Source organism: Maritalea myrionectae, from assembly GCF_003433515.1.
GTDB classification, from domain to species: Bacteria; Pseudomonadota; Alphaproteobacteria; order Rhizobiales; family Devosiaceae; genus Maritalea; species Maritalea myrionectae.
On sequence record NZ_CP021330.1, the window covers coordinates 3,119,063 to 3,142,363 of the forward strand.

A 23,301-nucleotide genomic window follows, 5' to 3' on the forward strand; every position below is an offset into this window, starting at 1 on the left:
GTGCATGAGTGCACCGCATAAGCTGATTTCACCTTTGATCGACCATCTGCATTCAGATGGTCGATTGCGCGTTTGGTCCGTGGTTATCACCATTTTTGGTGATGCCGTGCAGCCCCATGGGGGCACGGTGGCCATGGCCGATTTGCAAACCATATTGGGCCATATGGGCGTGGAAAATGGCGCCTTGCGCACCGCCATGTCGCGCCTGGCGAAAGAAGGCTGGGTGACGCGCGAGCGCCAAGGCCGCAACAGCTTTTATCGCTTGTCTCCTGCGGGACTGAAAAGTTTTATCCCGGCCACCGAAAAGATCTATCGCGCCCAATATGCGCCAACACCGCAAAAGCTGATTTTTGCCGTCGGCCCAGATGTGATCGGCACCGCCCGCGAACAACAAAATGCGCTGCTGGCCGGATTTGGCGGCATGGCGCTGCGTAATGGCGTGGCGCTGTTTGCTGACCCGAGCGAACATTTGCTGCATCAATTGCGGCAAGCCGATCTTATGCTGATCGATGCTGATCTCAACGAATTGCCAAGCTGGGTTGCCGAGAAGTTGGAACTCACCGAGATTGAGGCGGATTATCAAGCGCTGCTCAATCGGTTCACGCCACTGGGGGAGCAAGCCGAACAGCTGGCCGCACTCTCCCCGATTGATGCTCTTTGCGCCCGCATTTTGTTGATCCATGAGTGGCGGCGGCTGATCTTGAAGCAACCGCCCCTGCCCGCGCATTTACTGCCCGAAAACTGGCCCGGTGCCGCCGCCCACCATCTGGTGAGCGGGCTTTATCGGCAATTGATTGAGCCCTCTGAGAATTGGTGGTCCAACGGCAACGGCGCTGAGGCACGGAAAGTGTTGGCTAAGCGGTTTTAATTTCACGCAGACCATCCAAGCAAGACCCCACATCAAGTGCGGGGTGGTGTGATGGAGTTGCCAAATGCGTCATGGATTTCTCCACGCCCAAAAACCCACTCTTACGTCATTACCGGGCTTGACCCGGTAATCCATGCAGCTTTTCAGTCGGCCACTGCCCTTGCGTCTGATCGCCAACCCTGCTTGGCCCCCGGATCCAGTCCGGGGTGACGCTGTATGCGGTGTAGTGCTATGCAAAAAAGCAGCCCTGAAAAGCTCTTTCCCACCCACAATCGTCACCCCAAGACTTGATCTTGGGGTCCAATTCACCTGTCTGCTTGCAGAAGCGCTTATTGCTTGGAACTCGTGCCATTTGGCCAGCGTGAAATGGATTACCGGATCAAGTCCGGTAATGACGCCGGTGTTTGTTGGCTACGCTGTGCTTTCGAGCCGCGCAGCAGTTTTACTCCTCAATATAAGCAAACACACCCGTCGAGGTGGTTGCCACTTTTTCGCTGCCTTCGGCCATAATGTCGATGCGGGTGGTGGCGAGGCGTTTGCCGTTGGAAAGGACTTTGGCGTCAAAAATCACATTGCCTTCCGGCAGCGGCCGCATAAAGTTGGTGGCCATATCGACGGTGACGCAGTTGCGGAAGCGGCCATTGAGATAGCTCAGGGCCAAAAAGCTGACCGTGTCAGACCCGGCCATCAGCGCCTGTCCACTCACCAAACCACCATTTGGGCCCTTATGCCGCAAGATTTTTTCGGTCGCTGGCATCACGAATCGGGCGCTATTTTCCCCAAGGTCCAGCACCTTAATGCCCAACTCCTGCACCCAAGGCGCGCAAATTTCGACGATCAGCGCTTCCAGCGCTGCTGAATCTAAGCGATTTTCCATCCCCATCCCTCCAATATGTTACGAAAATTACTTGATATGTGAAATTTCGTGACGTATTATTGTGTTCAGAGCCTATTGTCAAATGCTGGCTTGGCGACGCGCCGTTCTTTTCCATTGCGAAGAAAAGCATGTGCCGCCAACTCTTCTTGCGAAGTCTGATCGCCAGGATTTGCCCATAGCCTCAGGATAGGGATGCCAATATGTATTCACAAGGATTGATTGGTGCCGATGGCGCCACGGAAGAAACTGAAGAGTTTCTGGCCAAGTTTCAGGCCCGCATTGACCGGGAAGAAAAGATTGAACCCAATGATGCCATGCCGAATGGCTATCGCAAAACATTGGTGCGCCAGATCGGCCAGCACGCCCATTCAGAAATTGTGGGGATGTTGCCTGAGGGCAATTGGATCACCCGCGCGCCAAGCCTGCGCCGCAAGGCCGCATTGCTGGCGAAGGTGCAGGATGAAGGTGGCCACGGGCTTTACCTTTATTCCGCCGCTGAAACGCTGGGCGTCACCCGCGAGCAAATGACCGAAGAGCTGCTTTCCGGCAAAGCAAAATATTCGTCGATCTTTAATTACCCAACGCCAACCTGGGCCGATATCGGCACCATTGGCTGGCTGGTTGATGGCGCGGCGATTATGAACCAAATTCCGCTGTGCCGCTGTTCTTATGGCCCATATGCCCGCGCGATGATCCGCGTGTGTAAAGAAGAGAGCTTTCACCAGCGCCAGGGCTATGAAATTTTGATTTCACTGTGCAATGGCACCGAAGAACAAAAGCAAATGGCGCAGGATTCCATCAATCGCTGGTGGTGGCCATCTCTGATGATGTTTGGCCCGCATGATGCGGAATCCAGCCACTCTGAACAGTCTATGAAATGGAAAATCAAACGCTTTTCCAATGATGAGCTGCGGCAGAAATTTATCGACGCCACCGTGCCCCAAGCCGAATATTTGGGCCTGACCGTGCCGGATCCCGAATTGAAGTGGAACCCGGAAAAGAATGGCGGCAAAGGTGGTTATGACCATGGCGAAATCGACTGGGATGAATTTTGGCGCGTGGTCAAAGGCCACGGCAAAATGAACCGCGACCGCATTAAAGACCGCAAAAAAGCATGGGACGATGGCGCATGGGTGCGGGAAGCTGCCCTGGCGCATGCTGAAAAACGCGCCGCCCGCCAAACCCAACACGCTGCCGAATAGGGAGGAATTTTCATGTCTAACGAAACACCACTTTGGGAAGTTTTTATCCGTCCACGCAACGGCTTGTCCCACAAGCATTGCGGCTCTTTGCACGCCGCTGACGAAGTGCTGGCGCTGCAAGCCGCACGGGACACTTACACACGCCGCGGCGAAGGCGTTTCCATCTGGGTAGTGCCTTCTAAGGCCATTTTCGCGTCTGATCCTGATCAGGCGGCAGAAAATTTTGAACCCGGCGTCGACAAGGTTTATCGCCACCCCACCTTTTATGACATTCCAGAAGAAGTGGGGCACATGTAATGAGCGCGCCTTTGTTCAACGCTTTGCTCGAATTGGCTGATGATCATTTGATCCTTGGCCATCGGGTTTCCGAATGGTGCGGCCACGCCCCGTTGCTGGAAGAAGATTTGGCGATGCCAAATATGGCGCTTGATATGATCGGCGCCGCCCGCAGCCTTTACACCTATGCTGGTGAAATTGAAGGTGAAGGGCGCGACGAGGATCAACTCGCCTATTTGCGCTATGACCGCGACTATAAGAACTGCCTGCTGGTGGAACGGCCAAATGAAGATTTTGCCCACACCATGCTCAAGCAGCTTTATTTTGCGGCCTTTATGCATCCCTATTGGGAAGCCGCGTTGCAATCCAGCGATGAGACGGTGCGCGGCATTGCCGGCAAATCGGTCAAGGAAGTGGCATACCATATCCGCCATGCGGGCGAATGGGTGGTGCGGCTTGGCGATGGCACCGAAGAAAGTGCGCAGCGCATGCAAGATGCAGTCACAGAACTGCATCCCTATGTGGAAGAGCTGTTCCACATGTCTGCCGATGCGCAAGCAGCGGCTGACAAGGGCGCTTTGCCAGATCGTGAAGCCATGCGCGCCCAATGGACCAACACCATTTCCAATGTGTTTGACCAAGCCAAATTGACCATGCCAGAGGTGGAGTACCCGCAATTGGGTGGCCGCACCGGGCATCATGGCGAAGAGATGGGCCATCTGCTTAGCGACTTGCAATATATGCAGCGCGCCTATCCGAATATGAGCTGGTAAGGGCGATGGCGGACGTACATCAACTTAAACCAACCCGCTCAGCCGACGCGCAAAAGGCATGGGAGGCCGCCGCGCTGGTGCCCGACCCGGAAGTGCCGTGCGTGAATGTGGCCGAGCTAGGCATTTTGCGTGATGTGCAAATGATAGACGGTAAAGCGGTGGCCCATGTGACACCGACTTACACCGGATGTCCCGCTGTGTTGGCCATTGAATTGGCCATTGAGGTGGCCCTGCGCGAAGCCGGGTTTGACCCGCAAATTGAGCGCGTTGTGTCACCGCCCTGGACCACAGACTGGATTAGCGATGAAGGCCGCGAGAAATTGCGTGCCTATGGCATCGCGCCCCCGGTTGATGGCTCCAACTCCAAGCTGGCTTTATTTGGCGAAACCGTTGTCGCCTGCCCCAAATGCGGCAGCACCGACACGGAAAAGCTATCTGAATTTGGGTCCACCGCGTGCAAGGCGCACTATCGCTGCACGAGCTGTCGTGAACCTTTCGATTATTTCAAATGCATTTGAGGGCCTAAAAAGATGACCCCTAAGTTTCACACACTGACGATTTCGAAAATTGAAGAACTGACGCCAGACGCGAAAGCGATCAGCTTTGCCCTGAACGACGATTTACGCGACGCTTATGCGTTCAAGCCGGGCCAATATTTAACCCTGCGCAGCACGATTGGCGGCAAAGATGTACGTCGGTCTTATTCCGTCTCCTCGCCCCTCGGTTGCACCGACCTGACGGTGGGCATCCGCCGGGTGGAAGATGGCGTGTTTTCCAGCTTCGCCGCCAACGATCTTAAAGTGGGCGACCAGCTTGAGGTGATGACCCCGGACGGGCGTTTTGTCGCCGATATTGGCGGCATGAAAAATGCACTGTTGATCGCCGCCGGTTCCGGCATCACGCCGATGATGTCCATCGCGCAATCCTTGTTGGAAGGCGATGACGAGGCGGAAGTGACCTTGGTTTATGGCAACCGCGAAACCGGCACCATCATGTTCCGCGAGCAGCTCGAGTTTTTGAAGGATCGGTTCATGGATCGCTTTACGCTAATCCATATTCTCAGCCGTGAAGACCAGGACGTGCCGATTTTGAATGGCCGCATTGATGCGGACAAAATCAAAGCCTTGGTGAACACAGGTGCAATTGCCCCCAAAGCCGCCGATGGCGTATTTTTGTGCGGCCCGGGCGAAATGATTGAAGTGGCCCGCGAAAGCCTTGAAGGCATGGGCGTGGCGCACGATAAAATCCACTATGAATTGTTCACCCCCGCCGATGGCCAAACCCCACGCAAAGCGCCCACCAAGGCACAACGCGAAGCGGCGGAACAGGGCGTGAAGGTCGAAGTGGTGCTGGATGGCACCACCCGCAGCTTCACCCTCTCCGATCCGGAAGATACGGTGTTAGAAGCCGCCCATAAACACGGGCTGGAACTGCCCTTCTCCTGCAAAGGCGGCATGTGCTGCACCTGCCGTTGCAAGGTGGCCAAAGGCAGCGCCGAAATGGATGTGAACTATTCACTCGAGCCATGGGAAATCGAAGCCGGCTTCACGCTAGCCTGCCAAACCCGCCCCACCAGCGATGAACTAACGCTGGATTTCGACGAGAGCTAAAATTAAGGAGGGCATCGCCCTCCTTTTTTATTTATGGATTTGCCCCTATTTGCTAGCTTCGCAATATGGGTACTTATAATTATTTGATTGAAGGCATTTCCTGCACCGGCAAAACATCAGTTTGCCAGCTGCTCGCGCAACGCGGCTATCACGCGCTGAATGGTGACAATGTATTTGCCTATTGCGGCGACCCCGCTACAGGCGCACCGCTTTCCAGTGGCGGGCACCACACACATATCTGGGATGTGGCACAGGTGGAAGAATTGGTGCGAGGCCAACAGCATCGAGCCACCTTTTTCTGCGGCGGCAGCCGAAATTTTGAGAAGTTTATCCATCATTTCGACAAGGTCTTTGTGCTGGAGATTGACCTTGAAACCCTCAATCAGCGCTTGGCCAAGCGCCCAGCTGACGATTGGGGCGGTCGCGAATCCGAACGCGAAATGGTGCGCCAATTGCACGCTTCTGGCGGCGACGTGCCGAAAAATGGCATTCACATTGATGCAACCCAACCGCTTGAGCAGGTGGTGGATGAAATTCTGACGCAATGCGGCTTGCCGCAACATCTTTAGCGTTGTGCACGCTAGGTATGATCCCGGCTCGAGGCCGGGATGGTCAATTGGAGTTCGCGCCTATTCCCCAAACCACCCCGGACTTGATCCGGGGTCGGGTTATTTCAGGCATCCATTCACCCCCGTCATTCCCGCGAATGCGGGAATCCAGGTGGGAGTTTCTCTGCGGCGATTAGTGAGCGATGTGCCTCTTGGTTTGCGCTGCTTGGATCCTCGGGTCAAGCCCGAGGATGACGCTGTGCACGTAGAAGTGCCCTGCCCAAGACAGACGCTCTTTTCCCTCCCCTTGATGGCAGGGCAATCGCATATGGAAATGCGGTGGTCAGCGCTGCGCAGCCTAAGCAATTTTTTTAGCGCCTCGGGTAAACGGTGACGCCGCGGGGGCACCTCCTCGGGGGCCTCCCCGGACTTGATCCGGGGTCGGGTTATTTCAGGCATCCATTCACCCCCGTCATTCCCGCGAATGCGGGAATCCAGGTGGGAGTTTCCTGCGGCAATTAGTGAGCGATGTGCCTCTTGGTTTGCGCTGCTTGGATCCTCGGGTCAAGCCCGAGGATGACGCAGTGCACGTAGAAGTGCCCTACCCAAGACAGACGCTCTTTTCCCTCCCCTTGATGGGGAGGGATTAAGGGTGGGGTGCTATCGCCCCCAAATTCGCGCCTATCCCCTAGGCCAGTTCTGCCAATGCCTTGTGATACTTCTCAAGCGCCTGCTCCTTCACCACACCATAGCCTTTGACCATATCCACCAGCTTGACCTTTTTCATCGCATCGGCATGGTTATCCGCGGTCAGATTAGCCGCCAGTTCTTCCACTAAGGCGATATAATCATCGCGCAGTTTGCGCTCATCGCGGCGGTCTTTGCTGAGGCCGAACACGTCAAAGGCGGAGCCGCGCAAGGGGCGCATGGCATTAAGCAATTTCAAGCTCGGCAGGGCGACGGCACCCGGAATGGCGAACTTTTTCGGGCGACCATTTGGTTCCTTGATCCAATTGAGCATAGGCGGTGCCATATGGAAGGTCATTTTTGCACCCGCTTTAAACCGACCCTTCATCTCGTTGAGATGGGCCGTTTCAAGGTGCAAGCGGGCGACTTCATATTCATCCTTGTAAGCCATTACCCGCGCCAATTGATGCGCGACTATTTCGCTTAAACCGGTTTTGCCGAGGGCATTTTCTGCAGCCTGCACTTTGCCCACGGTATTCTTGTATTGGTCGGCATATTGAGCGTTTTGATAGCGGGTCAGGAATTCGGCACGATCCGCGATCAATTGATCCAGCGTTTGTTCAAACTCAGCGTCCTGATCTTCGGCAAAAAGCTCAGGTTGATCGGCGATCAAACGCCCAAGTTCAAACGCATTCAAGTTGGCTTCGATGGCTTTGCCATTCAGCTCGATCGCGCGGCGGATGGCATCGCCATCCAGCGGGATCTGGCCTTTTTGCCACGCCATGCCGGTGAGCATCATGTTGGAAAACACGCTGTCGCCAAACAGGGCTACGGACAGATCGGTCACGTCGAAATAATCAACCTGTTTTGCGCCTTCTTTTAGCTTTTTGAGGCGCATTTCTTCTTGGAAATCGGCCAAGCCGCGCAGCACAAAATCTGCGGTGGGCAAGATTTTGGTGTTGGCGATCACGTGGGTTTTGTTCGGGTTTAGGCAGGCCATCGGCTCGGGCATATTGGCCACCACCAAATCGCACGCGATCACCGCATTGGCATCGCCCTTGTCGATCCGCACCGGTGTATCCAGTCCCGGCTTTTCCAAAATTTTGAGGTGAGAGATCACCGCGCCGCCCTTTTGGGCAAAGCCCATAAAGTCGAGCACCGAAGCCCCCTTGCCTTGCAAGTGCGCGGCCATGGCCAACACGGCCCCCACGGTCACCACCCCCGTGCCGCCAACGCCAGTGATCAGCACTTCGCCGGTTTTGGCGAACTTTGGCTCTGGCAAGCTAGCAATATGGGTGAGCAAATGTTCGCGGCGATGTTGGTCGCCGGTGGCTTTTTCCTCGTCGCCTTCGATGGTGACGAAGCTGGGGCAAAAGCCTTCAACGCAGGAAAAGTCTTTGTTGCAGGAGGATTGATCAATCGTGCGCTTCACGCCCCATTTGGTTTTCACCGGGCTGATGGAAATGCAGTTTGATTGCACCGAGCAATCGCCACAGCCTTCACACACATCGGTGTTGATAAAAACCCGCTTTTTCGGGTCTTCAATCAGCCCGCGCTTGCGCTTGCGGCGTTTTTCCGTCGCACAGCCCTGATCATAGATCAATGCAGTTACGCCTTGAATGTCGCGCAGTTCGGTTTGGATGGCCTCAAGGTTTTTGCGGTGGTCAAGGCTCAAGCCTTTGCCGCGCATCAAGCCGGCGGCAAACCGTTCGGGCTTATCACTCACCAGCGCGATGCGCTCCACGCCTTCGGCCTTGAGTTGCGCCACGATGGCTTCAACGCTCAACTCGCCATCCACATCCTGACCGCCCGTCATGGCCACGGCGTGGTTATAGAGAATTTTGTAGGTCACATTGGCTTTGGCAGCAATCGCCTGACGGATGGCCATCATGCCGGAATGGAAATAGGTGCCATCGCCCAAATTCTGAAAAATGTGCTTTTTGCCGGTATAGCTTTCCATACCGATCCAATTGACGCCTTCGCCGCCCATTTGCACGATGCCGCCTGTGTCGCGGTTCATCCAGGAGGCCATATAATGGCAGCCAATGCCGGGCAGCGCAGTGCTGCCCTCTGGCAGTTTGGTGGATCGATTGTGCGGGCAGCCTGAGCAGAAATAAGGCACTCGGCGCGCCACGTCGATCTCGTCAAGAGTTGGCGCAGGTGAGGCGGAAGGAGGAAGGCCTTCAAGGTCCAAATATTCATGAACAACCTGCGCCAAAATGGAGGGGCGCAGCTCACCCGCTTCAGGGATAAGCGGGGCGCCCTCAAGGTCCTTTTTGCCGATAATGGTGAAGTTGCGCTGGTTGAAAAACAGCTCTTTCAGCTGGGTTTCGACCACGGCGCGTTTTTCTTCTACCACCAGTAGCTTTTCGGCTTTCGCCATAAAATGTTGATAGCCCGTTGGCTCAATCGGCCACACCAGCCCCACCTTATAAACCCCAAGCCCCATGCGCTTGGCTTTGGCTTCGCTGATGTCCAAATCGCGCAGGGTCTGCATTAGATCGGCAAAGGCCTTGCCCACGGCAACGATGGCGATTTTTGGCTGTTTGGCACCAAACGCCACTTCATCAATCGGGTTGGCCTTGGCAAAAGCGCGCATCGCGTCCAGCCGGGCGAGCAGCTTTTGCTCCAGCACCGGGCCAAAGCTTGTGGCCGGGTCATGGTTTAAGCCGAAAGGCGGCGGGGTGTAGTCTTCTGGTTCCTTGAAACGACGGGGTTCAGGCACTTCGATTGCGGCGCTGCTTTCCAACACTTCGGAGATGGTTTTAAAGCCGATCCAAGCGCCGGTGTAGCGGGAGGCGGCGAAGCCATAAAGGCCAAACGGTATATAGTCAGCCACGCCGGCCGGGTGCAGCACCGGCATCATATAATGCTCGCCGGCCTGATCGGACTGGTGCGGCATCGAGGAGGAGACGCAGCCATGATCGTCGCCGAAAAAGGCGATCACGCCGCCATGTTTGGACGCGCCAAGGGCGTTGCCATGCTTCAAGGCATCGCCAGACCGGTCGACGCCCGGGCCCTTGCCGTACCAGATGCCGAACACGCCATCGACGGTCTTTTCCGGATCGCTGGCCACTTCCTGCGTGCCGATCACCGCCGTGGCGGCCAAATCTTCATTGATGGCGGGGAGGAAATCAATTTTGTGCTCATCCAGCACTTTTTGAGCTTTGCCCAACGCCTGATCATACGCGCCGAGGGGGGAGCCGCGATAACCGGAAATAAAACCAGCAGTATTGAGGCCATTCGCCTGGTCAATTTTGGCCTGCTCAACGGGAATACGCACCAGAACGTCGGTGCCAGACAAAAAGACCCGCTCGCGCACCATGCCGTGGCGCAGTTCATAATCAGGATAAGCGAAAATATCGCGTTTAAGCGTTGTTAAATCCATCATGTCCCCCTCTAATCTAGGAGTATTATCGCCTATTTTGCTTGACAAAGCTGATCAGATTTGCAGGTGATTAACATGATAAATGCACAATTTTTTCATGATGAGGCGTAATTTTGAACAACTCACTCAAGATTGATCAAATTGATGGAAAGATTCTCGAGCTACTGCAAAAGAACAGCCGCATCTCCAACCAAGAGATTGCCAACCAGGTGGGCAGCTCCGTTTCCTCCGTCTGGCGCCGCATCAACGCGCTTGAAGAAGCGGGTGTTATTCAAGGCTATGGCCTCACCGTCTCACCGGAAAAAATGGGCTATCAGGAAACCATTTTGCTGCAAGTCAGCCTGCAGCGACATAGCGATGATTATATCGAGCAGTTCATCCATCTCGTGGAATCCATCCCGGAGATTTTGGAATGCTACGCCACCACAGGCGAATATGATTATGTGCTCAAAGTGCTGGCCACCGACATGCGCGCCTTCCACCGCTTCGTCCGCAACAGCCTGATGCGCCAACCGTTTATTTCCAAAACTTACAGCCAAGTGGTGATGGAGAAAATCAAGTTCCAAAAGGCCGTTCCGGCGATTGTGAATAAGGGGTAAGGCTGGCTTTAGATGGCAGACGATCCAAAATTATTGATCGAGACCTCAGCACCCGACGCATTCATCCGCGCATACCGAAAAGTTTGGTTGGCTGAAGAACTGGAGCATCGACCCCTTTTGCGGTTGTCAGCCAACTCAATGGCCACAAGGCACTGCTTAACCGTGTATGCAGAGACAAAACCCATCGGCTTTGCCTGCCTTACTCAGGATGATCAGATCATTTTGTCACCCCTGCCGAAAAAAGCTATTCCGTTACTTGCAGAACATCTCGTTCAGCGCGGGCTGCACGTTCCTGGTATATTTGCCCCGCAACACGCTGGGTTGGCCCTTGCAGATGCATTGGGCGGACTTAGTGGCGTGCGCTACCGCCTCGCCAAGCGCATATTGCATTGGGAAATGGCAAGCCCCGTCGACCCGCTAGAAGTTGAAGGCAGGCTGCGATGTGCAACAAGAGGTGATCGAGACGCACTTGTTGAGATGTATTTCGCTATGCAAGCCGAAATGAACACACAAAGACCGTTCGACGCCGACGCTATGGTCGGGACCGCCATCGCAAGCAAAACACTATTTGTTTGGGAAGTCCGAAACGGCGAAATCGTCTGTGCAGGCAAAGTGGATTTAGGCGACGCTGGCAGCAAATATGGTGAAGTCGGCAACATTTATTCTGTTCCGGCCTTTAGGGGACGTGGCATAGCCAGCGCCTTGGTCGGGTGCCTGGCCAACGAAATTTTGAAGCAAAAGTCTGTGGTGTTTTTGTCGTCAGACGCGGCAGATGCGCCGTCATCTAAGCTCTACAAAAAGATAGGGTTTAATGTTGAAGTTGAGATGGTCAATCTGCGTCAGTTGGAAAGTTAATTCTTTTTGGGCGCAATAATCTCGCCTGCCGCATCGCGCCACGCGCCAAAACCGCCCTCCATATGGGCGACATGGTCAAAGCCCATATCTTTTGCCGTTTTGGTGGCCAGGGCCGAGCGCCAGCCGGCAGCGCAAAAGAAGATGAGCTTTTTGTCGGTCGCCAGTTCCGGCTTGTGATAGGGGGATGTGGGATCAATCCAGAATTCAAGCATGCCGCGGGGCACATGCACTGCGCCAGCAATGCGCCCTTCCCGGTTCAATTCCCGGATATCGCGAATGTCGACAAACTGAGCCGCGCCCGCTGCAACGGCGTCCTTGGCCGTGTCGACGGACAAGGTTTCAATTTCTGCCGTCGCGGCGTCGACCAGTTCTTTGACGGTGTTCATCGCATCCCCACTATGCCGCGATGTCATCCCAATCTTTATGGCGCTTGAACTGCATCACCACATAGGGGCATACCGGCTCAATTTTTTTGTCATGTTCACGGGCATATTGAACGCCGGCCTTCACCAGTTCAAGGGCAATCCCTTTGCCTTCAAAGGGTTTGGGCACACCGGTATGGTCGACCACAAAGGTACCATCGCGGTCCAAAAAGGTCATTTCAGCCTCCTGCCCCCCGCCAAGATTGATAAAGAAACGGCCGCGATTGCCGGACTGTTCAAATTGCACGTCATGTTCCAAATCGGCCATAATATACTCCGTGAATGATCACTATTCTCAGTACCATAATGCATAGGCACGCCAGATGTTGCATCACATTTGTTTTATGCCAAGGCATCAATTGCTGCCGACAAAAGCGCAACTTCGGTACCCGCCAAGCCCGCCGAAAGAAACAAGGTCAGGTCCCCTGGCCCCTGCTCCTCCTGATACTTACCTAAATGCTGAATGTTGAGAGACTGCCCGAAAAACATGTGGTTTTCGCCCTGGGCTGCAATTTGTTGTGGGCTATCGGACGCACAGCTGCGCACACGCGGCAAAATATCCAACGGCAATTCATGTCGGCTTTTGGATTTTGGCCCCAACGTGGTGAGGTGACAGCCTTGTGCAAGCCAATCGGTTTCGATCACCGGTTCGGCTGCATTGGTGGCCAGCACCACAAAGTCTGCATCCATCACCGCTTGGCGCGGGTCGTCCACTGCCGCAACGGAAACACCCAGCTGCGCGGCCATCCGCTCTGCGAACGCGGTTCGCTTGTTCGCATTGCGGCTAAAGGTTTGTACCTGTTCAATCTCGCGCACAGCGGCAATGGCCAGCAATTGGGTTTCGGCCTGAGTGCCCGTGCCGATCAATCCAAGCTTTTTGATCGGCTTTTTCGCGGTCATCACATCTGCCGCCACACCGCCCAAACAGCCGGTGCGTAGCGCGCCCAGCCGCTCACCAACAAACAGGCCCTTGAGCCTTGCGGTAACACGATCATAAGCAATCACCACCTGATCTTCGTCGACCCCTTCGGCTTTTGGAAACGTGTCATACACCCGGAACCCTGCCAGCTTATCATTGCCGCCACAGGTAAAGGTCAGCCCGCCATCGCCAAAATCCACATTATGGCGCGGCGGCGCAACAGCGTGCCCCTCAGCATCCGCCTCGATCTGCGCCCGCACGGCGTCGACCAGAATGGACATGGGCACTTTGTTCAGTTCGGCTTCGGTCAGGAGGCGCATGGTGGGGTCCTATTGATCGCGTTCAAAACATTTAAACATTGCCGCATCCGGCAGCAGCGTTCCCATCCGGTTAAGTTTTTGCTGGATCGGCACTGCCGCGTCTTGTGACCGGAAAAGCAATCCCAAAATAAGGAAAATGTCCGCACCCTCCGGCTCGCTGCGCGGCCCGATGAACTGACTTGCGCCAGCTGCCAAAAAGATATCGGCCAGTTCACCTTGCCCGGTGAAGCAGGCCGTGGAGAAAACAAGGCGTGGCACCCGCTTAACCTGTGTCTGCATCACTTTGGGCGTCAGGATATCCTCGTCCAGCGCAAAAGCACTCCCCCCTTTGGCCAATTCAGGAAACACAAACCCCGCCTCATCTCCATGGGCGGAGACAACCAGAACATCGGTGCGATCTGCTGCCTCTGCGCAGGCTGCAAAGAACTGTTCGGGTGTTGCCACAAAGCTAAGCGAAACCTGATGCGATTGCGACTCCAGCACCGCCCTTAATGTGGTGGCTTCTAAGCTATCCCCTAAGGCAATGATGTGAATGCGCATGGCAGTGGCCTAGAACTATTGCCTAAAACTCGATCCCCACTTGCGCCTTCACGCCAGAGCGGAACGGGTGCTTCACCTGCGTCATGTCGGTCACCAGATCGGCGGCTTCGACCAGTTCATCTTTGGCGTTGCGACCGGTGATGATCACGTGCTTCATTTCGGGCTTTTGCTCCAGCACCTCAAGCACTTCTTCGATGGGCAGATAATCATAGCGCAGCACAATGTTCAGCTCGTCGCAGAGGACCATATCGTGCTCATTGTCCATGATGAACTTTTTGGCTTGCTCCCAAGCGGCGCGGGCGGCGTCGATATCGCGTTGGCGGTCTTGGGTTTCCCAGGTGAAGCCTTCGCCCATGGTGGCGAGAGAGACTTGATCGGGGAATTTATCGAGCACGTTGCGTTCGCCCGTGCCCCATTTGCCTTTTACAAATTGCACCACGGCCACTTTCATGCCGTTGCCCAGCGCGCGGAACACCATACCGAAAGCGGCGGTGGATTTGCCTTTACCCTTGCCCGTATGGACGATGGTGAGGCCTTTTTCGATGGTTTTGGTGGCGATGATTTTGTCGCGCGCCGCCTTTTTCTTTTTCATTTTTTCCGCGTGGCGGGCGTTCAATTCTTCTTCTGTCATATTGTCAGTTTTTTTGCTCATCCGTTCCCTCCATCGAGAAATGCGTAAACCGAATTGCGTTTTGGCGACCAAAAACCGCGCCGCACCGCCTCGTTAAATTTATCAATCAACTCATCATAGCCATATTTGTTGTTGGTCTGAATAAAATCACGCACTTCATCATTGAGCACAAAGGCTTCAAAAGCCAGATCAAAATGGTGCGACTTTACCGCGCCTGTGGTGGCGGCAAAGGCGAACATATAATCGGTGGTGGCGATGATTTCGAACGCGCCTTTATAGCCATGACGCATGACGCCATTGATCCATTTCGGGTTCACCACGCGGGAACGCATCACCTTGGCGATTTCTTCTTCCAGCGTCTTGGCCACCGGGCGTTCGGGGCGCGAATGATCATTGTGATAATTGGCCGGGGCTTCCCCTTGCAAATGTTTGGCAGTGGCGCTTAGGCCGCCTTCAAACTGGTAATAATCATCACTGTCTAGCAGATCATGCTCGCGATTGTCCTGATTGTGCACCACGGCATCAATATTTTTCAGGCGGTTGATCAGTGCGCCGCGCGCCACCGTGCCATTGGCTTTGGTGCCATAGGCATATTGCCCCCAATTGAGGAAGGTTTCAGCAATGTCGCCCAGCTCATTCCAGCGGCCCGAATCCATAATGCCTTGCAGCCCGGCGCCATAGCTGCCGGGTTTGGAGCCAAAGATGCGATAGCCTGCCTCCATGGCAGCGGCGTCCTCATCGCGGCCCTTTTGCATCAGGTCCAACGCATCGCTGCGCATGCGGGCGGCAATCGGATTCATGTCTTCCGGTTCATCCAGCGCCCCAATGGCGCGGATGGCGCGGTCAAACAGTTCGATCTGCGCCGGAAAGGCGTCGCGGAAAAAGCCTGAAATGCGCAAGGTGACATCGACGCGCGGTCGGTTCATTTTGGCCAGCGGGATAATCTCATAGCCGCTGACGCGGGTGGAGCCGAAATCCCATTTGGGCTTGGCCCCGATCAGCGCCAGCGCTTGGGCGATATCATCGCCGCCGGTGCGCATATTGGCGGTGCCCCACACTGACAGGACGATGGATTTGAGATAAAGCCCATGATCCTGAAAATGGCGGGTGACCAGATTTTCGGCCGACTTTACGCCCAGTTCCCATGCGGTTTGCGTCGGCACCGCGCGGTTGTCTAGCGAATAGAAATTGCGGCCCGTGGGCAGCACGTCTAACCGGCCGCGTGTTGGTGCGCCAGACGGACCCGGAGGTACAAATTTGCCGTCTAATCCGCGCAACAGATTGGCTTTTTCCAATGCGCCGGACTGGTTGAGTTTCGGCGCGATGTCGCTTTGGATCGCGTCGAGAATGGCGCGGGTCGCGGTCCAGTCCGCCTCGGCATCAATCTCGCCAGCGACCAGGGCGAAGGCGAGCTGCTCCAACCGTTCCACCGTGTGGCCCGTATGTCGCCAATTCTCGTCCAATTGGGATTGCAAGATTTCGGGACGCGGGCCCGTCCATTCTTTGCCCAGCTCGGCAGACAAAGGATCAAACCCAAGGCCCAAATCATCGGCCAGCGCGCGGATGATGGAGTGGTCCTGATCGCGCTCGCTGCCGCGCGGCACGCGGGTGAGCGCCACCAGCAGATCGTGTTTCAGCCGCCCCTCTGGTGCTTGGCCAAGTATATGCAATCCATCACGAATTTGCGCTTCTTTCAGTTCGCACAAAAAGGTATCGATGGTCTGCAACGCATCATCATCTTGCGCACCACCCAACCCCATATCGGCGGCCAAGCCGGTATCGGCGCACAGGTCGAAAATGCGCTGCTTCAAATCCTTGATGCGGCGTTGGTCCATGCCGGAAGCGTTGTAAAATTCGTCCGCCAGCGCTTCCAGATCTTTGAGCGGGCCATAGGTCTCAGCGCGGGTGAGCGGCGGAGTCAGATGGTCGATAATCACCGCCCCAGTGCGGCGTTTGGCCTGAGTGCCCTCGCCCGGATCGTTGACAATAAAGGGGTAAAAATGCGGCAGTTGCGCCCACAGCATGTGCGGATAACACTCGTCAGAAAGCGCCACGGCTTTGCCCGGCAGCCATTCCAGATTGCCATGCTTGCCATTATGGATCAGCGCGTCCGCGGCGAATTGGTGCTTCAGCCAGAAATAGCCAGCGAGATAACCATGGGGCGGCACCAGATCGGGATCGTGATAGATCGCTTCCTCATCCAAATCATAACCACGGGCGGGTTGGATCAAGATGGCGACATGGCCAAATTGGATGGCGGGCAGCTCAAAATGATCGTCACGGAAGAAGGGATCAGTTTCTGGAGTTCCCCACCGTTCTTCAATAGAATTTTTTAGAGTTTCAGGCAGAATTTCATAGATTTTTCTATAATTTTCTAGAGTTATCTGCGCCTGGCTGGTGCCGCGTTTTGGGGCGGCATTTGTGGGGCCGTTTTGCAGCATTTCGATCAGCGCATTGCCGCTTTCGGGCAAGTGATCAAGCGCATACCCTGCCTCTTGCAAAAACTGCAGAATATTGAGCGTTGAGGCCGGGGCGTCATAGCCGACGCCATTGGCCAAGCGGCCATCGCGGATTGGATAGTTGGCCAACACAATGCCGACCTTGCGCTCGGCAACTTGCTTTTGCCGCAGGGTGACCCAGTTTTTCGCCAGCTTGGCGGCCGCGTCGATGCCGGGGACATGGGGTTCGTTGACGGATAGTGGGCACTCGCTAGCATCGTGCCAGATGTTTTGCGCCTTGTGGGCAATCAGAATATTGCCTGCACGACCATCCAGTTCCGGCAGTACGATTTGCATCGCCAAATCTTTGGCGTTGAGGCCCTGAATATCTTCCTGCCACACTTCCTCAGCACGGCCCGCCTGCACCAATTGCAGGATCGGCGCGTCGGTATGGGCGAAGGGATTGTCTTCGTCGCTGAGATCATTGACGCCCAAGGCGAAGCCGGTGGCATTGAGGATTACCTGCGGGTCGAACCGCGCGAACAGTTTTTGGGCAAACTGCACGGGTTCCGCCTGTTTCAAGCTGGTCACCAACAGGATCAGGGGGGTCAGCCCTTCCTTGTGCGCTGCCCTAGCCATGCGTTCGATGGGGCGCAAATTGCCGCCATCCATTAAGGCGCGATAGGCGATGATGGGGGCGTACTTTGCAGCCGGGTCGACAGTGATTTCATCTATATTGCTCACCAATTGCCGCTCGTGCCAGATGGCGGCATTGGGGGCGGGTTGTGGTGCGGGCAACTCAGCTTTTTCGCCTTTGGCGCGGTGACGCATAAAAGTGAGCAAGCTGCTTAGATTTTGCGCCCCGCCTGCGATAAAGGCTTGATGCAATTGGTCGTAAATCTCGCCATCGATGGTGGAGCGGCTTTTTAGATCCGGGTCTGGATTGGCATCGCCAGGCAAGAGCGCCAGTTCAATGCCGCGATCGGCGCAAATGGCGGTGAGTTGATCGACGCCATAGGTCCAATAGGCCCTGCCACCGAGCACGCGCACCACGATCAATTTGGCATGTTGTGCTGTGTCGTCGAGCCAGAGGTCGATGGAATAATTGTGACTCAAGCGCATGGTGTTGGCGAGGCGCACATCATCAGCGCCTTGGGCATCAACCGCGCCTGCGAAGGCAGCCAGTTCGCTATCGGCTGCGGACAGGATGAGCAGCGGCGCAGGCGATTGGCCTAATTCAATCGCCTCCCCCTCTTGCTGGATGGCCCCAGCTTGGGCTGATAATAAATGCATCAGGAAAAGGCTTTTTCGAGCCGTTCTGAAATTGCTGCCCGGTCCAGCGGAGACTGGCCAATCACCACCAGCGAGGTTTGTTTTTCCTCGTCGCTGGTCCAAGGCCGATCAAAATAAGTGTCGACGCGCGGACCGACCGCCTGCACGGAAAGCCGCGCTGGTGCATCTTTAATGGCCGCGAAGCCCTTGAGGCGCAGAATGTCGAAATCTTTGATCACATTGCTGATCGCATTGCCCAGTTGCACCTTGTCGGCCGCAGCAGGCAGGCGGATGGAGAAGCTGTCAAAATCATCATGTTCGTGATGGTGGTGGCCATCTTCGTGATGATGCTCATGGTGAGACTTGCGCCCATCCATATCCAGTTCGCTGCCCGCTTCAATGCCGAGCAAGGCGGCCATATCAATTTCGCCTTTGTGGGTGCGTACCAGCTTCACGCCCTCGCGCAATTCTTTGCGGATCGCCGCTTCGACTTTTTCCAAATCTTCTGGCGAAACAAGGTCGGATTTATTGAGCAACACGAGATCGGCACAAATCAATTGATCTTCAAACAATTCGCCCAACGGGGTTTCATGGTCGAGCATTTCATCTTGCTGGCGCTGCGCATCTACAGCGGCTTCGTTTGAGGCGAAACGGCCCGCTGCAAGGGCTGACGCGTCAGCCACGGTGACCACGCCATCGACGGTGACGTCGGCTTTGATTTCGGGCCAGTTAAAGGCACGCACAAGCGGTTGTGGCAGCGCCAAGCCGGAGGTTTCAATCACGATGTGATCGGGGCGATTGTCGCTTTGCAGCAGGGCGGTGATGGTGGGAATAAAATCTTCGGCCACGGTGCAGCAAATGCAGCCATTGGCCAGCTCGACCATATCTGTTTCGCTGCACGCTTCATCGCCACAGCCTTGCAGCACATCGCGGTCCACGCCGACATCGCCAAATTCATTGATGATCAGCGCGATACGCTTGCCTTTGGCATTGTTCAACACATGGCGCACAAGGGTCGTTTTGCCCGCGCCAAGAAAACCGGTGATCACCGTTGCTGGAATCTTTTTCATCTCTGCTCCTTGAGGCCTTTGCCTCACCGTCCACCCGACGGCATTCGAGTTATGTTGGCGATGGCAGGTCTCCTGGCTCGCGATTCGAGCGATCTCAACCAGCCTTCCCGAAAATTCAGTGGCACATTGGTTGCAATCTCATCGCTTACAGTTGCGGGGGCAGCCTTGGATTCGTTCCCCGGATTGGGTCGAACTCACCATGTTCCCTTTTCACTTATAAGGTGCTTTTGCACCCATAAGACCGTCGCATGAACCTTATGAATTGCACGTGCAGCAAAGGGCGTCAATCATTCAATTGGTCAGTGGGTTTTAATTGACCGCACATCATTTGCCGCTTGCCCGCATGACCCTTTTTGCGGGTTACCTCAAAACCGGCGGCCTGCAAATTGCGGCGCACCCAGCCTGCTGCTGTGTAAGTGGCGAAGGTGCCTTTTGGGTGGGTGTGGGCGGCGAGTGCTTGCATCAATTCTTCGCCCCACATGGCCGGATTTTTGGCGGGGGCAAACCCGTCCAAATACCAGGCGTCCGCCATGCCCTGCCACTTGGGCAAGGTTTGGGTGACATCGCCAATTTGCAACTGGAGCACAATTCCCGGTTCAATCTCCACCGCGTTGCCAGCAGTGATTTGCTCCCAATGGTGCAGCATCAGGTCGCGCAGTTCCGCCAGCATCGGCCATGGTTCGAGTGCGCGCTCAATCTGCGCTGCGGTCATGGGATAAAGCTCGAACGAAGTAAAGTGGAGCATTTGCCCTTCGCCGCGCACGTCGCGCCATTGCCGCCATGTTTCGAGAAAGTTTAATCCGGTGCCGAATCCGAGTTCGCCGATGGAAAATTGATCCTTCTGCGTCCAACGCTCGGGAATAGTGTTGGACTGGATAAAAACGTAATCACATTCCAACCGCCCGTCGGCATGGGAATAGAAATGATCGCCAAATTCGGGCGAAAACGGCATGTCGTTTTCATGCCATTCAAGATGGGGAGGTTTGGTCATGCTCGCATTCCTACACCGTAAGTTGGGCGGACGCTTAGCATAAAATTCTGGTGACGTCGCGGTGCGTTTCAGTTGGCCTGTTTCACCTCGCCCCAAATCCCTCCCCATGACGGGGAGGGACTTTTGCGAAGATTAGTTGAACATTGCGTTGGGCAACATGAGTGCAATTTCCGGGAAAATCACAATCAGCGCCAAGGTGGCGATCATGGCCAACCAGAACGGCATGATGCCCGCAAAGATAGTTTCGATTTTCACATCTTGCACCACGCTTTTCACGATAAACACGTTCACCCCGACGGGCGGTGAAATCAGCCCCATTTCCAAAACGATCACCATCACCACTCCAAGCCAGATGGGATCAAATCCAAGCCCCACGACCAGCGGGAACACAATCGGCAAGGTGATCACCAAAAGCGACAAGCCTTCAATAAACATGCCTAGGATCACATAGCCCAGCAAGATGAGCGCCAAGGTACCGTATGTGCCCAAGGCCAAGCCTGCCATGCCCGTCGCGATGGTCGCTGGCAAGTGTGACAGGGAAACGAAGGGCGCAAACACATTGGCGCCGATCAGAATAAAAAAGGCCATGCCTGTGGTTTTGAGCGTTTCGGCGCTCACATCATAGAGTGTTGCCCATGTGCATTTGCGGCGGATGATCAGCATGAACAAGGCGAAGAATGCGCCCACGCCTGCCGCTTCAACCGGGGTGAACAATCCGGTATAAATGCCACCTATGGTGATCAACACAATGCCAGCAATGCCCGTAGCGCGAAACAGGCTGGTGAGTTTTTCCTTTGCTGTGAATTTAGGCCCGCGTGGCCCTTCCTCTGGCCAGAAGAAGGTGACCACGGCAATGGCCAGCAGAAACATGGCGGTGAGCAAAATGCCGGGCAAAACGCCCGCCATAAACAGGCGACCGATGGATTCTTCGGTGAGCACCGCATAGATCACAAAACCAGTCGAGGGCGGAATAAGGATGCCCAATGTGCCACCCGCAGCGATGGACCCGGTGGCCAATTTGGCACCATAGTTAAAACGCCGCATTTCGGGATAGGCGACTTTGCCCATCGTGATTGCCGAGGCGATGGACGAGCCAGACAAGGCGGCGAAGCCGGCACAGCCAACAATCGTGGCCCCCGCAAGTCCGCCTTTGAAGCGACCAATCATTTTGTGGGCGGCTTCAAACAAATCGCGGCTCAGGCCCGCTGCCGACGCCAAATTGCCCATGAGAATGAACAATGGAATGATGGTCAGTTCATAGACGGTGACGGTGGCAAAAACCTGCCCGCTGAGCGTGAAGGCGGCGGCTTGGAAGCCCGACAGAAAGATGGTGCCGACAAAGCCCACCACAAGCAATGCGATCGCCACCGGCGCCCCCATTGCTAAAAAGGCGAATAGGGCGACAAAGCCCAAGATACCAAATATTTCGGGGCTCATCGCAAGACCCTTTCGACCAGCAACAGAACGGCGCTTAAGCCGCTGCCCGCGGCAATCGCGTAATAGGAAGGACCAAAGGGCAATTGCAGCAACAAGGTGCTTTCGCCAAAGGTAGCCGCTTCCAACGCATTGGAAAAGGCACGCCATGTCAGATAACTCAGAATAATGACACCCATGATCGTGACGACCCAATCCAGCAGGTTTTGCACCGCGTTTGGCAGCATGTTGGTGATGGTATCAATGGCGATTAGCCGCCCCGAAAGCACACAGAGTGGCAGGCATATGGCGACGGCAAAGGACAACAATATTTGCGCGTAATCATTGGCCCCAAAGATGGGCATATTAAAGAGCGACCGCAGCAGGGCATCAGCAAAGGAAAGCCCCATCAGCATGAACACAAGGGCGGCGCCACAGATGACCAATGGCGCCTCCACCCAGCGGCGCCAGGCAGCATTTTGTTGCTGCGCCGGCGCCCCAAATTTTTCGTTTTCCATGGCTTAGTTGCCAGCCAATGCGTCAACAATCATTTGACCGTCAACACCCTTTTCCTGACCAACTTTTTCGATAAATGCGTCCAGCGTCGGCTTCATCGTTTCCCGGAACTCGGCATCTGCTTCACCATCAATCTGGATCAGTTCAACACCACTTTCGCGCGCCAGTTCCAGCCCTGCTTGGCCCGCCTCATAAAAGGCCTGTGCACCGCGGAGGCTCAAATAGCGCCCTGCAAGTTCGTCCAGTTTCGTTTTATGCTCATCGCTCAGTTTGTCCCAACTTGATTGGTTCATCAGCAAGTAGAAACTATCCAACGCAGATGGGATATTGGTGGTGACATATTTGGCGGTTTCATTGAGCTTGTAGGATCGAATGCCTGACGGCCCGATCATCACCGCGTCAATCACACCGGTGTTCATGGCGTTATAGGTATCTGTGGTGGGCATAGACACTGGAATGCCGCCCCAGGCTTTGACCAATTCGGCCATCACCGGATTCGGCGTCCGGATTTTCATGCCTTGCATATCGGCAACCGTGCGCACTGGCTTTTCGCGGGTGATCAATACTGAGGGGTTGTTGGCCCATAGGCCGAGCAACTTCACCTGCGCATATTCATCCTTGATCAGGTCCAAATTGTCCCACAATGCATGGGTTGCGGCTGTGCCATCCGGAAACAGGCCCGGAATGTGTACCATCGCCGTTTTACTGAATTGTTTTGGTGTGTATTCAGGAATGCCAAACACAATATCGGCCACGCCAGTGACCACTCGTTTATATTGCTGTACGGGACCTTTGCCCAACTCACCCGATGGGTAAATGCGGATCGTCAGTTCGCCATCTGTTGCCGCTTCCAACTGCTTGGCCAATGGCGTCATCACCCCTTGGTCCATTGGGTGCATCGACGGCATAAAGTGCGCCAGCTTCAACTCCTCCGCTTGAACTGACACAGCGCCCAACATCAGGCCAACACTGGCCAAACCGACCGAAATAGCCTGTCTAAAATTCGTGAATTCAATTCGCATGATCTCTCCCCCTCATTTGAATCTCGTTTAGTACTTAACATAGATAGTTATCCATGTTAACTAC

22 protein-coding genes and 1 riboswitch are annotated in these 23,301 nt (G+C 55.1%); of the genes, 9 read left to right on the forward strand and 13 right to left on the reverse strand.

The features are described from left to right. The first annotated feature begins 4 nt into the window (after positions 1-4). Positions 5-868 carry a PaaX family transcriptional regulator gene (locus tag MXMO3_RS15715; protein WP_117396485.1) on the forward strand — a complete coding sequence of 288 codons (864 nt, stop codon included), beginning with the start codon at positions 5-7 and terminating at the stop codon, positions 866-868. Between the two features lie 442 nt (positions 869-1,310). On the opposite strand, the gene MXMO3_RS15720 is transcribed toward MXMO3_RS15715, so the two are convergent. Next, the gene (locus tag MXMO3_RS15720; RefSeq protein WP_162889310.1) at positions 1,311-1,745 is read right to left on the reverse strand and encodes a PaaI family thioesterase; all 435 of its coding nucleotides are present in this window, start codon (positions 1,743-1,745) and stop codon (positions 1,311-1,313) included. A gap of 200 nt (positions 1,746-1,945) precedes the next feature. Between MXMO3_RS15720 and paaA the strand changes: the two genes are divergently transcribed. From paaA to MXMO3_RS15750, 6 genes are all read left to right on the forward strand, one after another. Further along, positions 1,946-2,947, forward strand: coding sequence for a 1,2-phenylacetyl-CoA epoxidase subunit PaaA (paaA, locus tag MXMO3_RS15725; RefSeq protein WP_027834017.1), 1,002 nt, complete (start codon positions 1,946-1,948; stop codon positions 2,945-2,947). A gap of 12 nt (positions 2,948-2,959) precedes the next feature. Continuing rightward, a complete protein-coding gene (gene paaB, locus MXMO3_RS15730; RefSeq protein WP_027834018.1) occupies positions 2,960-3,244 on the forward strand; it encodes a 1,2-phenylacetyl-CoA epoxidase subunit PaaB in 285 nt (94 codons plus the stop codon). After that, positions 3,244-3,996: a 1,2-phenylacetyl-CoA epoxidase subunit PaaC gene (paaC, locus tag MXMO3_RS15735; RefSeq protein ID WP_117396487.1), complete on the forward strand. Its 753-nt coding sequence runs from the start codon at positions 3,244-3,246 to the stop codon at positions 3,994-3,996. The genes paaB and paaC overlap by 1 nt, the downstream gene beginning before the upstream one ends. A 5-nt stretch (positions 3,997-4,001) precedes the next feature. Continuing rightward, positions 4,002-4,514, forward strand: coding sequence for a 1,2-phenylacetyl-CoA epoxidase subunit PaaD (gene paaD, locus MXMO3_RS15740; RefSeq protein WP_117396488.1), 513 nt, complete (start codon positions 4,002-4,004; stop codon positions 4,512-4,514). 12 nt (positions 4,515-4,526) lie between these two features. Continuing rightward, on the forward strand, positions 4,527-5,606 hold the full coding sequence (locus tag MXMO3_RS15745; RefSeq protein WP_117396489.1) for a 2Fe-2S iron-sulfur cluster-binding protein: 1,080 nt from the start codon (positions 4,527-4,529) through the stop codon (positions 5,604-5,606). Between the two features lie 65 nt (positions 5,607-5,671). Further along, entirely contained in the window at positions 5,672-6,175 is a 504-nt protein-coding gene (locus MXMO3_RS15750; protein ID WP_117396490.1) for an AAA family ATPase, read from the forward strand. 667 nt (positions 6,176-6,842) lie between these two features. Here MXMO3_RS15750 and MXMO3_RS15755 read toward each other — a convergent pair. Beyond that, the gene (locus MXMO3_RS15755; protein WP_117396491.1) at positions 6,843-10,232 is read right to left on the reverse strand and encodes an indolepyruvate ferredoxin oxidoreductase family protein; all 3,390 of its coding nucleotides are present in this window, start codon (positions 10,230-10,232) and stop codon (positions 6,843-6,845) included. Between the two features lie 110 nt (positions 10,233-10,342). Between MXMO3_RS15755 and MXMO3_RS15760 the strand changes: the two genes are divergently transcribed. Continuing rightward, entirely contained in the window at positions 10,343-10,828 is a 486-nt protein-coding gene (locus MXMO3_RS15760) for an Lrp/AsnC family transcriptional regulator (protein ID WP_117396492.1), read from the forward strand. A 12-nt stretch (positions 10,829-10,840) separates the two neighbouring features. Beyond that, positions 10,841-11,683 (forward strand): GNAT family N-acetyltransferase, encoded by an 843-nt coding sequence (locus tag MXMO3_RS15765; protein WP_117396493.1) that lies wholly within the window; start codon positions 10,841-10,843, stop codon positions 11,681-11,683. Here the strand turns inward: MXMO3_RS15765 and MXMO3_RS15770 are convergent. The 11 genes from MXMO3_RS15770 to MXMO3_RS15820 all read right to left on the reverse strand — a co-directional run bounded on the left by MXMO3_RS15770 (position 11,680) and on the right by MXMO3_RS15820 (position 23,237). Further along, a complete protein-coding gene (locus MXMO3_RS15770; RefSeq protein ID WP_117396494.1) occupies positions 11,680-12,069 on the reverse strand; it encodes a rhodanese-like domain-containing protein in 390 nt (129 codons plus the stop codon). The two genes, MXMO3_RS15765 and MXMO3_RS15770, sit on opposite strands and share 4 nt — an antisense overlap. A gap of 10 nt (positions 12,070-12,079) precedes the next feature. Then, positions 12,080-12,373 (reverse strand): GNAT family N-acetyltransferase, encoded by a 294-nt coding sequence (locus MXMO3_RS15775; RefSeq protein WP_117396495.1) that lies wholly within the window; start codon positions 12,371-12,373, stop codon positions 12,080-12,082. A 74-nt stretch (positions 12,374-12,447) separates the two neighbouring features. Then, positions 12,448-13,344, reverse strand: coding sequence for an ornithine cyclodeaminase family protein (locus tag MXMO3_RS15780; RefSeq protein WP_117396496.1), 897 nt, complete (start codon positions 13,342-13,344; stop codon positions 12,448-12,450). A gap of 9 nt (positions 13,345-13,353) precedes the next feature. Beyond that, positions 13,354-13,884, reverse strand: coding sequence for a hypothetical protein (locus tag MXMO3_RS15785; protein WP_117396497.1), 531 nt, complete (start codon positions 13,882-13,884; stop codon positions 13,354-13,356). 22 nt (positions 13,885-13,906) lie between these two features. Beyond that, positions 13,907-14,536, reverse strand: coding sequence for a cob(I)yrinic acid a,c-diamide adenosyltransferase (gene cobO / locus MXMO3_RS15790; protein ID WP_117396498.1), 630 nt, complete (start codon positions 14,534-14,536; stop codon positions 13,907-13,909). Continuing rightward, positions 14,533-18,246: a cobaltochelatase subunit CobN gene (gene cobN, locus MXMO3_RS15795; protein ID WP_117396499.1), complete on the reverse strand. Its 3,714-nt coding sequence runs from the start codon at positions 18,244-18,246 to the stop codon at positions 14,533-14,535. Before cobN ends, cobO begins: the two co-directional genes overlap by 4 nt. Then, on the reverse strand, positions 18,246-19,295 hold the full coding sequence (cobW, locus tag MXMO3_RS15800; RefSeq protein WP_117396500.1) for a cobalamin biosynthesis protein CobW: 1,050 nt from the start codon (positions 19,293-19,295) through the stop codon (positions 18,246-18,248). The genes cobN and cobW overlap by 1 nt, the downstream gene beginning before the upstream one ends. 45 nt (positions 19,296-19,340) lie before the next feature. After that, positions 19,341-19,556: riboswitch (cobalamin riboswitch) on the reverse strand. A 22-nt stretch (positions 19,557-19,578) separates the two neighbouring features. Then, positions 19,579-20,286, reverse strand: coding sequence for a tRNA (5-methylaminomethyl-2-thiouridine)(34)-methyltransferase MnmC2 (gene mnmC2 / locus MXMO3_RS15805; RefSeq protein WP_117396501.1), 708 nt, complete (start codon positions 20,284-20,286; stop codon positions 19,579-19,581). A 132-nt stretch (positions 20,287-20,418) separates the two neighbouring features. Next, complete coding sequence (locus MXMO3_RS15810; RefSeq protein ID WP_117396502.1) at positions 20,419-21,723, reverse strand: TRAP transporter large permease; 1,305 nt, start codon at positions 21,721-21,723, stop codon at positions 20,419-20,421. Beyond that, the gene (locus MXMO3_RS15815) at positions 21,720-22,217 is read right to left on the reverse strand and encodes a TRAP transporter small permease (protein ID WP_117396503.1); all 498 of its coding nucleotides are present in this window, start codon (positions 22,215-22,217) and stop codon (positions 21,720-21,722) included. Before MXMO3_RS15815 ends, MXMO3_RS15810 begins: the two co-directional genes overlap by 4 nt. 3 nt (positions 22,218-22,220) lie before the next feature. Continuing rightward, positions 22,221-23,237: a TRAP transporter substrate-binding protein gene (locus MXMO3_RS15820; protein ID WP_051213355.1), complete on the reverse strand. Its 1,017-nt coding sequence runs from the start codon at positions 23,235-23,237 to the stop codon at positions 22,221-22,223. Positions 23,238-23,301: the final 64 nt, after the last annotated feature.

What these genes read in the sequence shown, in the direction of transcription:
- MXMO3_RS15715 (WP_117396485.1), top strand. Translation starts at nt 5, where the DNA reads ATGAGTGCACCGCATAAGCTGATTTCACCTTTGATCGACCATCTGCAT.
- MXMO3_RS15720 (WP_162889310.1), bottom strand. Translation starts at nt 1,745, where the DNA reads ATGGAAAATCGCTTAGATTCAGCAGCGCTGGAAGCGCTGATCGTCGAA.
- paaA (WP_027834017.1), top strand. Translation starts at nt 1,946, where the DNA reads ATGTATTCACAAGGATTGATTGGTGCCGATGGCGCCACGGAAGAAACT.
- paaB (WP_027834018.1), top strand. Translation starts at nt 2,960, where the DNA reads ATGTCTAACGAAACACCACTTTGGGAAGTTTTTATCCGTCCACGCAAC.
- paaC (WP_117396487.1), top strand. Translation starts at nt 3,244, where the DNA reads ATGAGCGCGCCTTTGTTCAACGCTTTGCTCGAATTGGCTGATGATCAT.
- paaD (WP_117396488.1), top strand. Translation starts at nt 4,002, where the DNA reads ATGGCGGACGTACATCAACTTAAACCAACCCGCTCAGCCGACGCGCAA.
- MXMO3_RS15745 (WP_117396489.1), top strand. Translation starts at nt 4,527, where the DNA reads ATGACCCCTAAGTTTCACACACTGACGATTTCGAAAATTGAAGAACTG.
- MXMO3_RS15750 (WP_117396490.1), top strand. Translation starts at nt 5,672, where the DNA reads ATGGGTACTTATAATTATTTGATTGAAGGCATTTCCTGCACCGGCAAA.
- MXMO3_RS15755 (WP_117396491.1), bottom strand. Translation starts at nt 10,232, where the DNA reads ATGATGGATTTAACAACGCTTAAACGCGATATTTTCGCTTATCCTGAT.
- MXMO3_RS15765 (WP_117396493.1), top strand. Translation starts at nt 10,841, where the DNA reads ATGGCAGACGATCCAAAATTATTGATCGAGACCTCAGCACCCGACGCA.
- MXMO3_RS15770 (WP_117396494.1), bottom strand. Translation starts at nt 12,069, where the DNA reads ATGAACACCGTCAAAGAACTGGTCGACGCCGCGACGGCAGAAATTGAA.
- MXMO3_RS15775 (WP_117396495.1), bottom strand. Translation starts at nt 12,373, where the DNA reads ATGGCCGATTTGGAACATGACGTGCAATTTGAACAGTCCGGCAATCGC.
- MXMO3_RS15780 (WP_117396496.1), bottom strand. Translation starts at nt 13,344, where the DNA reads ATGCGCCTCCTGACCGAAGCCGAACTGAACAAAGTGCCCATGTCCATT.
- MXMO3_RS15785 (WP_117396497.1), bottom strand. Translation starts at nt 13,884, where the DNA reads ATGCGCATTCACATCATTGCCTTAGGGGATAGCTTAGAAGCCACCACA.
- cobO (WP_117396498.1), bottom strand. Translation starts at nt 14,536, where the DNA reads ATGAGCAAAAAAACTGACAATATGACAGAAGAAGAATTGAACGCCCGC.
- cobN (WP_117396499.1), bottom strand. Translation starts at nt 18,246, where the DNA reads ATGCATTTATTATCAGCCCAAGCTGGGGCCATCCAGCAAGAGGGGGAG.
- cobW (WP_117396500.1), bottom strand. Translation starts at nt 19,295, where the DNA reads ATGAAAAAGATTCCAGCAACGGTGATCACCGGTTTTCTTGGCGCGGGC.
- mnmC2 (WP_117396501.1), bottom strand. Translation starts at nt 20,286, where the DNA reads ATGACCAAACCTCCCCATCTTGAATGGCATGAAAACGACATGCCGTTT.
- MXMO3_RS15810 (WP_117396502.1), bottom strand. Translation starts at nt 21,723, where the DNA reads ATGAGCCCCGAAATATTTGGTATCTTGGGCTTTGTCGCCCTATTCGCC.
- MXMO3_RS15815 (WP_117396503.1), bottom strand. Translation starts at nt 22,217, where the DNA reads ATGGAAAACGAAAAATTTGGGGCGCCGGCGCAGCAACAAAATGCTGCC.
- MXMO3_RS15820 (WP_051213355.1), bottom strand. Translation starts at nt 23,237, where the DNA reads ATGCGAATTGAATTCACGAATTTTAGACAGGCTATTTCGGTCGGTTTG.